Genomic DNA, 13,489 nt, shown 5'->3' with positions numbered 1-13,489 from the left:
TTTCACTCCTTTGGCAGCATGACCCAATTATCGCGATGAATCACTTCTGCCCGTTGATTTATGGAAAAAACCTTAGATTGTTCACTTGGTAATCCCTTTACCTTTAGTAGATCCTGAGAGGAATAATAAACTTGCCCTTTTCCGACGATTTTTCCTTTTGGGTTACGTACCTCTACCACATCAAGAGCGTTAAATTCACCGGTGACATTTGTTACTCCAACGGGTAGTAAGCTTTTTCCTCTTTGTACAATCGCCTGCTCAGCCCCTTCATCAATTTCGATTACCCCACCTACCTGCGAGTGGTAGGCAATCCATTGTTTCCTCATTTGCATTTGTGTTTGGAAAGGGCCGCCGATATATGTACCGTCACCTTTACCAGAAAGGATGTCAATCAATTTTTCTTTCCCTGCACCAGTTCCTACAAAGACACTGACACCGAGCGATAATGCTTTTTTCGCAGCAAGCAGTTTTGATTTCATTCCACCAGTACCTACTGACGAACCGCTTTCTCCAGCGAATCCCATAAGAGTCTCTGATACTTCCGGGATAAAATGATATTTTTTTGCATCCTTGGAAACTTTGGGATTTCCATCATACAGTCCATTGACATCCGTTAATATAATGAGAGCATTTGCATGTAAAAACCCACTAACGAGTGCCGACAGCATATCATTGTCTCCGAAGGTCAGTTCTTCTATCGATACGGAGTCATTCTCATTTATGATCGGAATTACACCTCTTTGAAGTAGCTGCTGGATGGTATTAAAAAGATTATTAAACCTAATTTGGCTATAAAAGTCCTCACGGGTTAGTAAAATTTGCCCTGGTACAATCGTAAACTCATTAAATAGTTGAATATAATTTTGCATTAACAGTGCTTGCCCTACTGCAGCAGCGGCCTGCTTCCCAGCCGTTGTTTTTGGTCGTGCCGTATACCCAAGTGAGCCAAATCCAGCGGCAACGGCTCCAGAAGATATAAGAATCACATCATGGCCTTGTTTTTTTAAAAGGGCAAGAGCCTCCACATGATCACGCATTTTTTCCTTTGATATAGCTCCGGAGGCATTTGTTAACGAGCTGCTGCCAATCTTCACCACTACTAGTTGTTTTTTCATATTTAATACCTTCTTTTTTAAAAAATAAAAAAACGACTCTCCAGTCCTAATTAAAGGACGGAAAAGTCGTTTCCGCGGTACCACCTTCATTGATGCCGAACCTCAAGCTGGCATCCACTTTAAACCCATAACGCGGGTCACGGCCCATGTTTCCATAAGCAGTTATACCAGGGCAGGTTCAATCCTCTTTCCGTGAGAAACCTTTCAGCCGGTGGGTTTCACTCTCTTTCACATTCCAAAGATTTACTAGTCCCTTACCATTTTCCATTTTAATTTTCTTTGATTATCCTTAGAAATAGCCAAAATGTCAATAGAATTTTTCGAAAATTTAGTATAAAATAAAAAGAACTAACTGGTAAATCCCAGTCAGCTCAATTAAAAATTACTGATTTGCTTTTTTGACCCATTCAGCCACTGTTACAGTCCGTTTTGCCTGATGCTTAACGGCGGCTTGTACATCTTCAACCATTTTACCACTTTGATCAACGGTGACACTCGTTCCGTATGGATTGCCTCCCGCTCCAAATGTTACCGGGTCCGTATATCCAGGTGCAGCAACGATTGCTCCCCAGTGATACATGGTTGTATATAGTGATAAAATCATCGCCTCTTGACCACCATGAGAATTTTGTGCAGACGACATCGCACTGACAACTTTGTTTACCAGTTTCCCATTAAACCAAAGTCCACCCGTTGTATCTAAGAACTGCTTCATTTGTGATGGCATATTTCCAAAACGAGTTGGCACACTGAAAATGATGGCGTCAGCCCACTCCAAATCTTCTAATTTTACTTCCGGCACGTTTGCGGTCGCTTCAACATGTGCTTTCCAGACGGGATTTCCTTCTATTGCTGATTGAGGTGCTAATTCAGGAACCTTCAACACCTTCACTTCTGCACCGGCTTCCTTGGCCCCTTCTTCAGCCCATCTTGATAATTGATGATTTGTTCCGCCCATGCTGTAATAAATAACGGCTAATTTCACATTTGTCATCGCGAAGTTCTCCTTACTCTAATGAATTCGTTCAAACATAAAAATTTTCCCCATATTTAAAAGCACTTATTCATTTAAGTTTCAGACTTGAAAGAATTTTCGTAACCCGAAAGGAATAAGATGATATAGAAATGTGATCATAAAAAAGGAGAGACATTCATGGAATCCAATAAAAAATTATGGAGTTATGCCATAATTGGAATGTTGACAACCATAGTGGTATTGGCATTTGCCAGACTTTCGTATGGGGTTATCCTTCCGTTTATGAGAGAGGGACTTCATATCACCTATAAACAAGCAGGATATCTCGGGACAACCACCTCATTAGGCTATTTGAGTACCATCATTTTTGCAGGAATTCTCGCATCCAAATGGGGCAGTAAAAGGACCGTTTTACTTGGAATTTCCCTTGTAACCCTTGGACTTGCGGGTCTATCCTTTTCTTTTTCATATCCAGAAACTTTTATTTTTATGCTCTTATTAGGGATTGGGACTTCCTTTACCTATACCCCTTTTATCTCGTTGCTTGTTGCCTGGTTTCCGCACCGAAAGGGATTTGTCATCGGCCTTACCACAAGTGGGGCTGGAATTGGTATTCTTCTGGCTGGCATCCTTGTCCCCTACCTTAGCAGGATAAATGAGGAAATCGGCTGGAGAATCGCGTGGGGAATATTCTCAGTCATCGGACTACTAGTAGTGGTTCTAACGCTCTTTTTCATTAAAAATCCACCTGCTGAAAATCCAGGTAAACAGAATAGACAGCAATCATCCGCAAAAGAAATTTATAAAAATCCAAAAGTGATTAATGTCGGGCTTATTTATGGGATTATCGGAATTACCTACATAGTTCAAATGATTTTTGTCATGAGTTACATGATTGAATCAGGAATAAGTGTGAAATATGCCGGTCAATTAATGGCTTTAAACGGAATTTTATCGATATTTAGCGGGCCCATCTGGGGAGTTATTTCCGATAAAATAGGCCGGAGAACATCATTAATTCTGACGATGGGGTTGACAGCATTCTCGATGCTCCTTCCCGTTCTATTTCCAACCCTGATTGGATTTACTATTCATACCGTTATTTTAAGCTGCACATCAACTGGATTATTTACCTTAACCCAAGCCTCAAGTATGGACCATGTCAAGCCTGCCGACATGCCAGTGGCATTTAGTTACGTTACCTTTTATTTTGCTGTTGGACAGTTTATCGGTCCAACTATTGCTGGCTGGTTAATCGAGGATTGGGGTGGATTTACAAGCGCTTTTCTATTTTGCACTATATGCCTGCTTGTAGGTTTAGCCTTAACCTTTAAAGTTAAAAATTCCGTTCAGCAGACACCTGCGGTGACAAAAGTAACACCTGAATTTAACGAACGTGTTACTCAATCATAATCTCCTTCTAGAAGCAGGTTCCCTGCATATCTTTAATACAAAAGGATTAAAAATGAAGGGAGAAAACAAATTTGAGTAAACTGGAATTTTTAGAAGCAAATTCAAATTTTATTAGTTACTATAGAACACTTCGTGATGTGAACAATTTTCTGGGTGGTACTCCTGGATTAGATGCAACAAACCTAGTCATTACAAAATTTATCTTTGAGTTTATTCGGATTAACGGGGTGAACTTTAGAGATATGGATCCTGATCAATACGAAAGAGAATATCAGATGTTTGAAAATGACTTTATTGATGTAATTCAAAATAGTGGGGAAAACGATGTGGATTTCATTAGATTCGCGTCTTTATTAGATGAAATCCTTGGGATAGCAAACCTTAGGATGGAGGCACTTGGAAAAATTAAACGCAATAGACTAGGAGCTGCCGTAGAGGAAGAAGAGGAGAGCAGCAATGCAGTAGAAGCCGCTTCCAATGTGACTACAGCTGTCGTGTCAGTGGAGAATATCCAAACAAATAGTTCAATAGACGCAGAAACTATAGCTGAAATTACTAATGAAACAACTGAGGATGAAAATAACAATGAAAGTGATGATAACACCGTTGAAAGCAGTGACCGTTTTAACACCATTGGGAGCAGTGACGAGAGCAACAATGAACCAGATGAAAGCAGCAGTGAAAGTGAAGAATATCGCGGATTCCGGAGATATCGATAGCAATTTATAAACAAAGAAAAAAGCATCGATTTTGATGCTTTTTCTCTTTATTCTTGTTCTCGGAACTGAGATAAAAAGTATTCTGATACCTTCTCCGATTCCAGCCGTGCCGCAATGAAAGGAGGCTCCACCGCATTTCCCCCCTCTATTGGTACCCCGAGCCAAAATATCTGCTTGTCAATCACAAGAAAAGGAAATGGCACCCTTTCCTTAAATAAACGATTTGGTTGTAACTCATCCCAGTCATCATCTGAAAAAATGATTAATTGAACATGATTTTTCCTATTTTTCAGTTTCGACTTCCATTCCGCTGACAAAATGGTACGGACTGGTAATGAGATCACTACAGATTTTTTGGCAAATTCGATGTCATGGAATACTTTTTCAAGCCTTCTAGCATGCATCCATTGTAAACTGTGGTGCTGATTTTTGATCCAGGTGCCAATTTCGTTCGTCCTCACCGTTTGATGTTGTCTTTCTTGATGCTCTACAAGCTGTCTAAGCGTTTTCCCCTTATAGACATGCTTGCGAATAAATGCATTATTGCTTACATGTAGGAACTTCCCCTTCGTTCTTGTAATTGCTACATTAATCAATCGTTCACTGTCCGCTCCAATTAACAGCATCCCAACTCGTTCCTGCGGTTCGCTATCAACGGTATCAAAGATCATCACATCCCGCTCACTGCCTTGAAATCGGTGAACAGTCGCTGAGATGATATCAGCTGTTTGGCGTTCCTTTTCATATAAATCTTCTAATAAAAAATCCATTAAATTGGCTTGTGCTCGGTAGGGTGTTACATAGCCGATTGATGTTGACCCCGCCAAATAGGACTCGTGTATTAATTGAAAGGATAAAAGCAGCTGCCAAGGATTCAATCTTGAATTTGAAGTTCTTTCGGTTATACAATGAGCTCCAGTAAAGCTAGTATCTATTAGAATTGATGCTTGTCCAGCAAATGGAGCCTGTTCAACAATGGCATTTCTGGCTTTCCGGACACTTTCATGATCGCCAACAAGCGAATGATAGATGTATTGATTCGTAAAAGACGATATGTCCGGGTGCATTCTGCGTTGTTCTCTTAGCAAAAATAAATGGGGATGTAATTTTCCTTCCTTAACCCACTCGACCACACCAGCGCGGTGAAAAATATCTTCCTTTAGCCATTTAGTCACTAATGCATCCCTTGATGAAGCAATCGACGGCAGCTGCTTAAAATCTCCGCAAATGATTACCCGTTTTCCAATTGATGCAGCAAACGCGGATTGGGGGACATAGGCCATACTTACTTCATCCAAAATGACCAGGTCGAATTCCTTTTCATAAATCGCTGGGTCACTTGCGGCCTTTGCTAGCGTTGTCCCAATAACAAATGCATCCTTTACAAACTGAATTTCTTTTTGACGAATCTTTTCAAGTACCTTGGCAATCTTTGTCTCCAGCTCGAGCAATGATTCAGTATCTCTCTTACTAAAAGAACGAGCTATATCTTGCTTTAATTTTTGTCTTTCTTTGATTAATATTTCCTTGTCCTCTGCAAGCTGTGGATCTTGTTTCTGAATCAACTGACTAGTCGTAACCATCTCTTGATTGGAAAGCTGCTCTCCGCTTTGTGAACCGTAGCGAAGGACATCACCCTCTTTGAATCGATTTTTCTTGATAATAAAATTCGAAACTTCACTAATCAGGACATCAACCGCTTGATTGCTATGTGATAAAATGAGCACTCGCTTTTCCTGGAAATATTTATTAGCGGCAACCCGTGCAAGTGTATAGGTTTTACCAGTCCCAGGCGGGCCCCAGACAAAGGTTACAGGATTGTATTTTGAACGTAATAGAACCTCGTGAACATTACTTTTTATTTTTTCCTGAGGATGCTTGGCTGGCATCGATGGATCCATCAATTTTTTCACTCGCATGCGTTTCAGCTTATTTTTTTTGATTTCATCCAGTCGTTGGATGAGCTGCTCGAGTAATTCCCATGGATCATGGAAAAGATGGGCCTCATCAATTAAATCACCGAATGATTGCTCTAAAGCCAGCATGATTCCTTTCCCCTCAGAGGATAGGACACGACCTGAATTTTTCATACTTCCCCATTCTAGTCTAATCGAGGAACCGACCGGGATCCGCAAATTCTCAGCGGCATCAAAATAATAGTTAAACGACCCTTCACTGAAAAGGAGTCTTCCATTGGAAACAAGAATTTTATTACTGCCGTATTTTTTTAAATAGCTTACTTCATTTTGCAGAGCCTGCTGCCATTCTTTGATATAGGTTGTTGTGCTAAGCATATATCTCTTCCTTTAACTAAAAAAAGTTCAACCTTATTAAGATTGAACTTCTGCTAATGGAATTACTATAACACGTTACTTTTTGTTATTCCAATAAATATTAAATAGATACGTCCCCAATTGAGAAGGAGCAATTCAATGCGTTGGAAATCTTTGCTAAAATAGAAACCTGAACGTCAAGATCGCCTTCTTCAATGGCAGCGATGGTCTCTGCATTTAAACCAGATAACGAGGCAAGTTTATCTATTTCAATTTCACGATTTAATCTAATTTTCTTTAATTGATGTCCAATATTGTTCATTCAAAACACCCCTTAATTATGTAAGCGATTACAATTCGTTACTATCATTATAGTAAAATATTTTAATATTTTCAATACTTTTATAATGGGAGATAAAAAAAATTTGAGTTTTTCATATAGCAGTAAACCCTATATGAAAAACTCAATTTTTCCATAGAATATTAGAATTAATATCCCGTACCTTGCCCGCCAGTAATTATCGCAATACTTGAGCTTGCACCAATTCTTGTCGCACCCGCTTGAATAAGTTTTCTAGCAGTATCTAGGTCTCTTACACATGCAGAAGCTTTGACACCCATATCTGGACCCACGGCTTCGCGCATTAACTTGATGTCTTCAGCCGTCGCACATCCTGGTCCAAAACCGGTTGACGTTTTAACAAAGTCAGCTCCAGCCATTTTTGCTAAAATACAAGCCTTTTTCTTTTCTTCAATTTCAAGCAGTCCTGTTTCAATAATTACTTTAACAGGTGCATGACCCTTTGCAGCTAAAACAACACCTTCAATATCCTTTTTGACCGTTTCAAAGTCACCAGATTTAAGGGCACCCACGTTGATCACCATATCAATTTCAGTCGCGCCGTTTGCAATCGCATCACGAGTTTCAGCGATTTTAACAAACGTGCTGGTTGCCCCTAATGGGAAACCGACCACTGTAGTAATACCTACGCCAGAACCTTTAAGTTCCTTTGCTGCGGTAGAAACCCAATATGGATTTACGCATACGGTAGCAAACTTATGTTCACTTGCTTCTTCACAAAGCTTAACAATCTGTTCCTTTGATGCTTCTGGCTTTAATAAAGTATGGTCAATCATACGAGCGACAGACGGACCAGTGATAATGTTTGATGCTGAACCCTCTTTATAAGTTACGTTTCCAGAAGCAGCTGGCTTAACTTCCTTCAACTCCTGTTTATTCGTTAATTGCTGCATAATTTGATTGGTAATTTGTTCAACTAATGCTTCAATTTGCATGCTGTTCACCTCACGTTATTCTAATCGATCAACAATTCCAGCAATGACGGCGTCAAAAGAACCTTTTGGATCTTCTAATATGTCACGTGCTGAACCACCTTCCTCAAGTAAAAGCACATAATCGCCAACCCCGGCATGGAAACGATCAAACGCAATGATCGGTTCGCCGATTTCTTTTCCTGACGCATCAACCGGGATGACAACCATTAGTTTTTTGCTTTGATGGCTGGGTGTCTTTATCGTTGATACGACATTCCCAACGACCTTTGCTAGTTTCATTATTTTACTACTGGAAGAATTTTTTCGATATCTGAGTGTGGTCTTGGAATAACATGGACAGATAAGAACTCACCAACACGTTGTGCTGCATCAGCACCTGCTTCAGTAGCTGCTTTAACCGCACCAACATCACCGCGTACCATAACACAAACTAAACCGCCGCCAACATTCACTTTTCCAAGTAATGTAACGTTTGCTGCTTTTGTCATCGCGTCTGCTGCTTCAATTGCCCCTACTAAACCTTTAGTTTCGATCATTCCTAATGCGTTGCTCATTTATATTTCCTCCATTCGTTTGGTCACATTATAGTAATCTATTATTCCTAATATCCCCGCATCTGATGGGACTAAATCTTTGTTAAGCGGTAAGGATGACTCTCTGCTTTTTGCAAGGTATACGAGATCTCCTTCTCCTGACTGTCCAATGGTATCTATAGCCACAAGTGGTTTGCCTTTATCCTTCAACTGGTCATCAACTGGTTGAACAATCAGAAGCTTTAAACCTCTTAAATTGTCATTTTTATGTGTACAAACCATATTGCCTATCACTTTGGCTACAAACATGTTCTAACCTGCCTTTATCGGTGTAAGAACCGGCTTTCTATTTCCATAATTTTCGTTACTCGGCGATCATGACGTCCGCCGGCGAAATCGGTCTCCAACCAGGTTTTTACTAATTGCTTAGCAAGGCCTTCGCCGATAAACTGCCCGCCAATTGATAACACATTGGCGTTATTATGTTCTTTGCTGTTTATGACTGAAGATAAATCCCAGCAGACTGCCCCCCGGACACCCGGTATTTTATTTAATACCATACCACTTCCGACGCCGACACCATCTATCATGATGCCAACATAGTCCTCATTAGTGGCAACAGTTTCACCCACTAAGAAGGCAATATCAGGATAGTCTACAGATTCGCCCGCCTTGCAGCCAAAATCAAGATATTCATAGCCTAGTTCCGTTAAATAGACTTTTAGCTTTTCTTTCAGTTCGTATCCACCATGGTCGCAACCAATCGCAACTTTTTTCATTCACTTTGTTCTCCTTTGGCAAATACATTGATAATTCCATCAAAAGACTGGGCGTTTAAACTCGCGCCTCCAACAAGGACGCCATCAATATCCGGCATCGCACTGTATTCAGCAGCGTTACTTTCATTTGCAGATCCGCCGTATAAAATTGAGATGTTGTCTGCTTTTTCACCCAGAATTTGTTTTAAGACCGTTCTTATATAAGCATGGGTTTGTTGAGCCAATTCAGCCGTTGCTGACTGCCCTGTTCCAATGGCCCAAACCGGTTCATAAGCAATAATAAACTTGCTCGAATCGATCCCTTTTAATGCTCCTAATAGTTGCGTCGATAATACGTGTTCTGTTTGCAACGAATTTTTCTGACCAAGCGTTTCACCTATGCAGACAATCGGGGTGAGTCCGTCATTAAGAGCCTGTTTCACTTTCCTATTCACTAACTCGTCATCTTCGTTAGCATATTGTCTTCTTTCGGAATGGCCGATAATCACATATTCACAGCCAACATCCTTTAACATACTCGTAGAAGTCTCGCCAGTATAGGCGCCTTTTTCAGCCCAGTGGACATTTTGCCCGCCTAGGCCAATCGTTTTTTTCGATTGTTGAATGAAAAGGTGGGCTGGATAAAGAAGCTGGGTCGGCGGACAAACCACTACCGCCACATCCTGACTGCTATTAATTTGTTGAAAAAATTCTGCTGTCTCAGCAAGAGTTTTGTTCATTTTCCAATTGGCAATTATATAGGTCTGACGGTCCTTTTGCACCTGCAGCTCACCTATTGTATGAACAATTGTATCTCTTACAAGATTTTTGATATAGCTTTCAATGGATTGTTCCATTCGAGATCACCTTATTCTGCCTTCGGTAAAATACCTTCTACATCACCGTTTGGACGTGGAATTACGTGTACAGAAAGAAGTGTTCCAACGCGCTGTGCAGCTTCTGCTCCAGCTTCTGTTGCCGCTTTCACAGCGCCTACATCTCCGCGAACCATTACGGTAACAATACCTGCACCAACCAATTCTCTGCCAACTAATGTTACATTTGCTGCTTTAACCATTGCATCTGCTGCTTCAATTGCCCCTACTAATCCTTTTGTTTCAATCATACCTAATGCTTCTTGACCCATGATATTTCCTCCTCTTGGAACCTCTGATTTTTGTTTAACTTGCTTTTTTTGTTTTTCTGAAAGTGAAGTGTCTGTTTTATCTTCTTTTGACTTGGCCAACTAATTCACCCCACTAGATAATTCGAAATCCATCTACTAATACGCAGCGGCGCTGGCGTGTAAATGTTTTGGCACTAGTTAAACCTTCCCCTGTCGGTCCGGCAATTGTAAGTGTTGTGAAGCCTTCACTTTCAAAACCTAATCCCGATACAGAAGGTCCATTTTTAACAAAAATCGTAGCCTGAATTTCCTGCGCCATTTTTGTTAAATTAGTAATGTTTTGTGAGTGCATAATTGCTGTGTGGCGGTTGCCCTTTTCAGCGATGACCGCAAGCTCAATGGCTTTATCAACGTCCGGAACTCTGACGATTGGTAAAATTGGCATTAACATTTCTGTCATTACCAATGGGTGATCCTTGGTTGTTTCAGCAATTATCAATTTCACATTTGGGCTAGCTTGAATGCCTGCTGCTTGTAAAATCACGTAGGCATCCTTACCAATAAAGTCACGGTTCGGATAAAACTTCTCGCCTTTTTTTACAAGAACTTTTTCTAGCAGCTTTTCAAATTGGAAGCCTTTGAGTTCAATTGCTCCGTGCTTTACCATTTCCGCTTTAAGGACATTTGCCACCTTCTCAACAACAAATACCTCTTTTTCAGCTGTACATAAGACATTATTGTCAAAGCTTGCTCCTTTAACAATATCAGCCGCTGCTTTTGAAATAATCGCTGTTTCATCGACAACAACTGGCGGGTTACCAGGACCGGCTGCAATGACTTTTTTACCAACAGCCATCGCTGCTTTTACAACAGGACCTCCACCAGTAACAACAAGAGCGTTTACTTCAGGATGATTCATGACCTGTGCCGACGTTTCTAGGTTCGGTGCTGCCACAGAAGTCAAGGTATTTTCAGGCCCTCCTGCAGCCACAATCGCTTGGTTAAGTAACTGCATGGTCTTAATAGATACTCGTTTTGCACTTGGGTGCGGGTTGTAAACGACCGTATTCCCTGCGGCAAGAAGAGAAATTGAATTATTAATAATGGTTGCTGCCGGGTTTGTAGACGGAGTAATCGACCCAAATACGCCAATAGGTGCATATTCCACAAGGGTTAAACCGTCATCACCAGAATATGCTGTGCTGACTAAGTCTTCAACGCCAGGTGTTTTGTTGGTAGCAAGTAAGATTTTGGCAACTTTATCGGCCACTTTACCTAAGCCTGTTTCTTCAACAGCAAGCTTTGCTAGCTCATTGACATGATTTCGGCTTACTTCTCGCATATTTTCAATCATCTGTCTTCTTGTTGCAACTGGAAGCTTACGCAATTTTTCCCAGGCAAGTCTTGCCGCTGCGGCTGCTTCATCAACGGTTGCAAATACCCCGTCACCAAAGCTGTCATCCGGTATGGAAGAAACTGGACTGCTCGCTGTCCCGCTTTGACCTAACTGCTGCAGTACTTGTTCAACCATTTTTTTGATATCGGTTTCATTTATTTGCAATTTTAGCTACCTCCTTTATTAAAGGTGAGGGTCCCCTGGATTTCGATTTGATCGACAATACCTACAATTGCCGCATCAACAGGAACACCGTTTGTAATGTCTGTTTGCCTTGCCGAGCTTCCGCTCACCAGCAAGACAACTTCACCAACACCTGAACCTACAGTATCTATGGCAACAAGGGGTTTCCCATCTTCTTCAATTGTTTTCATATCAAGAGGCTGAACGATGAGAAGCTTTTTCCCTTTTAGCTTTTCGGCTTTGGTGGTTGAAACAATGGAACCAACCACTTTACAAATGATCAAGTGCGTCCCTCCTTTCCAGGAGTCTTTTTGTTAATATGAATTTTAAGTTCTTTCGCTAAGTCCTTGGCAGAAGGCGTCACCCTGCTTTTTTCCGGAACAGCTATTTCTTTAAGACCATCCTGATAAGCTTTTTCAACATGTTTTGCTAGAATAAGTGACTGCTTTTCATTGTGCAACACTTGCTGGTCTTTAACGGTTTGTGCAAGTTTGCTGAGCGATACCCATTTCACCTGGTCCGCTTGTATTTGTCTAATGTATGACTGTAAGCGTTCCTGAACCGAATGCGGTGAATGGATTTGCTGGTAAACAGTTGGCTCAATTAAATCCTTGGCTATCACAATCGGCTTTCCAAGTAATTGATATTGAATAGCAAGCCAAACGGCTAATTCATCATCGATTGTTAATGCAAGCTTGGAAACTAAACGGTAGGCTGCAACCGGGACTACGAGGATGCTGGAAGTTTCAACGATTTTCACCAATTCCGTCTGCGTCGACTCTTCTAACAAAACATATTTATTTCCGCTTAATTCTGAAGGAATAGGCAACCACTCTTTTGATAAAATCAACGTCACATCGTGTGATTCAATCAGGGGAGTAACCGCTTCCAAAACAATCGATGGATCTTGAGATTGATAGCCTAGTAGGATGGCAATCGATTGTTTTTCTTTCACTTGCAATTGTTCTTTTAAGTAGGCTTCGACTACCTGCTGGACAAGCATTTTCACCTTCGTTTTGACATCCACCAGATTCAGCCTCCGCTCACTTTTTTTCGACTTTCAATTGCAACGATTTCTCCCAATTGTCCATTCTTGAGATTAGCGGCATTGGCTTCATCAAGATCAATATGCATCTCAAGCTTATATTTAGGTGAAACCCGGATGAGCACATTTGAAAAAATAACCCCGCGCTCTCCGTCTACCTTTACTTGTACCAAGTCTCCATCTGCCACACCAAATGCTTCACCATCACTGGTATGCATATGAATATGACGTGCCGCACAAATCAATCCTTCTTTAATCGTGACTTGTCCTCTTGGTCCTTGAATGGTTATTGATTCTGAACCATTTATATCACCCGAGCTGCGAATCGGTGGTTTAACACCTACTGTAAAACCGTCGAATAACGAGACCTCAACCTGCGTGCTCCCTCTTGCCGGCCCTAGGACACGGACGTTCGGGATTTTCCCTTTTGGACCGATAAGTGTCACGGTTTCTTTAGCAGCAAACTGGTTTGGCTGGGATAAATCCTTCAGTTTATTTAACTGATAGCCGCGCCCGAAAAGTCGTTCCACATGTTCAGGTGATAAATGAATATGTCGGTTTGAAGCCGCAATGGGAACCTGCTTTTCTTTTTGGAGTGTATTTTTGACAATCTCTTTAACTAGCTCTCTAATTTTCTCTTGATCCATTATTGATTA

Annotated in this window: 17 protein-coding genes and 1 other annotated feature; of the genes, 2 read left to right on the top strand and 15 right to left on the bottom strand. The window is 41.0% G+C overall.

Annotated elements, in window-relative coordinates:
• Positions 1-2: 2 nt before the first annotated feature.
• Positions 3-1,115, bottom strand: a complete 1,113-nt coding sequence (proB, locus tag ABES02_RS05640) for a glutamate 5-kinase (protein WP_430131937.1) — start codon at positions 1,113-1,115, stop codon at positions 3-5.
• A gap of 50 nt (positions 1,116-1,165) precedes the next feature.
• Positions 1,166-1,379 (bottom strand) — a binding site (T-box leader).
• Positions 1,380-1,497: 118 nt separating this feature from the next.
• Positions 1,498-2,109 carry an NAD(P)H:quinone oxidoreductase gene (wrbA, locus tag ABES02_RS05635; RefSeq protein WP_430131934.1) on the bottom strand — a complete coding sequence of 204 codons (612 nt, stop codon included), beginning with the start codon at positions 2,107-2,109 and terminating at the stop codon, positions 1,498-1,500.
• Between the two features lie 159 nt (positions 2,110-2,268).
• Between wrbA and ABES02_RS05630 the strand changes: the two genes are divergently transcribed.
• Both ABES02_RS05630 and ABES02_RS05625 read left to right on the top strand, forming a co-directional pair.
• Complete coding sequence (locus ABES02_RS05630; protein WP_430131931.1) at positions 2,269-3,504, top strand: MFS transporter; 1,236 nt, start codon at positions 2,269-2,271, stop codon at positions 3,502-3,504.
• 71 nt (positions 3,505-3,575) lie between these two features.
• Positions 3,576-4,223, top strand: a complete 648-nt coding sequence (locus ABES02_RS05625) for a hypothetical protein (RefSeq protein ID WP_430131928.1) — start codon at positions 3,576-3,578, stop codon at positions 4,221-4,223.
• A 47-nt stretch (positions 4,224-4,270) separates the two neighbouring features.
• Here ABES02_RS05625 and ABES02_RS05620 read toward each other — a convergent pair whose 3' ends face one another.
• From ABES02_RS05620 to pduL, 13 genes are all read right to left on the bottom strand, one after another.
• Entirely contained in the window at positions 4,271-6,517 is a 2,247-nt protein-coding gene (locus ABES02_RS05620) for an AAA domain-containing protein (protein WP_430131925.1), read from the bottom strand.
• Positions 6,518-6,617: 100 nt separating this feature from the next.
• The gene (locus ABES02_RS05615; protein ID WP_430131922.1) at positions 6,618-6,818 is read right to left on the bottom strand and encodes a helix-turn-helix domain-containing protein; all 201 of its coding nucleotides are present in this window, start codon (positions 6,816-6,818) and stop codon (positions 6,618-6,620) included.
• 167 nt (positions 6,819-6,985) lie between these two features.
• Complete coding sequence (deoC, locus tag ABES02_RS05610) at positions 6,986-7,633, bottom strand: deoxyribose-phosphate aldolase (protein ID WP_430132373.1); 648 nt, start codon at positions 7,631-7,633, stop codon at positions 6,986-6,988.
• Between the two features lie 174 nt (positions 7,634-7,807).
• A complete protein-coding gene (locus ABES02_RS05605; protein WP_430131919.1) occupies positions 7,808-8,071 on the bottom strand; it encodes a EutN/CcmL family microcompartment protein in 264 nt (87 codons plus the stop codon).
• Positions 8,071-8,346, bottom strand: coding sequence for a BMC domain-containing protein (locus ABES02_RS05600; RefSeq protein WP_223590451.1), 276 nt, complete (start codon positions 8,344-8,346; stop codon positions 8,071-8,073). The genes ABES02_RS05605 and ABES02_RS05600 overlap by 1 nt, the downstream gene beginning before the upstream one ends.
• Positions 8,347-8,634 (bottom strand): EutN/CcmL family microcompartment protein, encoded by a 288-nt coding sequence (locus tag ABES02_RS05595; RefSeq protein WP_430131916.1) that lies wholly within the window; start codon positions 8,632-8,634, stop codon positions 8,347-8,349.
• Positions 8,635-8,648: 14 nt separating this feature from the next.
• Positions 8,649-9,104 (bottom strand): RpiB/LacA/LacB family sugar-phosphate isomerase, encoded by a 456-nt coding sequence (locus tag ABES02_RS05590; protein ID WP_430131913.1) that lies wholly within the window; start codon positions 9,102-9,104, stop codon positions 8,649-8,651.
• On the bottom strand, positions 9,101-9,940 hold the full coding sequence (gene tpiA, locus ABES02_RS05585) for a triose-phosphate isomerase (RefSeq protein ID WP_430131910.1): 840 nt from the start codon (positions 9,938-9,940) through the stop codon (positions 9,101-9,103). Before tpiA ends, ABES02_RS05590 begins: the two co-directional genes overlap by 4 nt.
• A gap of 11 nt (positions 9,941-9,951) precedes the next feature.
• The gene (locus ABES02_RS05580) at positions 9,952-10,230 is read right to left on the bottom strand and encodes a BMC domain-containing protein (RefSeq protein WP_430132371.1); all 279 of its coding nucleotides are present in this window, start codon (positions 10,228-10,230) and stop codon (positions 9,952-9,954) included.
• A 112-nt stretch (positions 10,231-10,342) separates the two neighbouring features.
• Positions 10,343-11,770, bottom strand: coding sequence for an aldehyde dehydrogenase family protein (locus ABES02_RS05575; protein WP_430131907.1), 1,428 nt, complete (start codon positions 11,768-11,770; stop codon positions 10,343-10,345).
• A 2-nt stretch (positions 11,771-11,772) separates the two neighbouring features.
• A complete protein-coding gene (locus ABES02_RS05570; RefSeq protein ID WP_430131905.1) occupies positions 11,773-12,072 on the bottom strand; it encodes a EutN/CcmL family microcompartment protein in 300 nt (99 codons plus the stop codon).
• The gene (locus tag ABES02_RS05565; protein WP_430131902.1) at positions 12,069-12,815 is read right to left on the bottom strand and encodes a hypothetical protein; all 747 of its coding nucleotides are present in this window, start codon (positions 12,813-12,815) and stop codon (positions 12,069-12,071) included. Before ABES02_RS05565 ends, ABES02_RS05570 begins: the two co-directional genes overlap by 4 nt.
• Before the next feature lie 5 nt (positions 12,816-12,820).
• Positions 12,821-13,480 (bottom strand): phosphate propanoyltransferase, encoded by a 660-nt coding sequence (gene pduL, locus ABES02_RS05560; protein WP_430131899.1) that lies wholly within the window; start codon positions 13,478-13,480, stop codon positions 12,821-12,823.
• Positions 13,481-13,489 lie beyond the last annotated feature (9 nt).

Source organism: Neobacillus pocheonensis (genome assembly GCF_050477905.1).
Taxonomy (GTDB): Bacteria; Bacillota; Bacilli; order Bacillales; family Cytobacillaceae; genus Neobacillus; species Neobacillus pocheonensis_A.
This window is presented reverse-complemented; position numbering and strand designations above follow the sequence as displayed.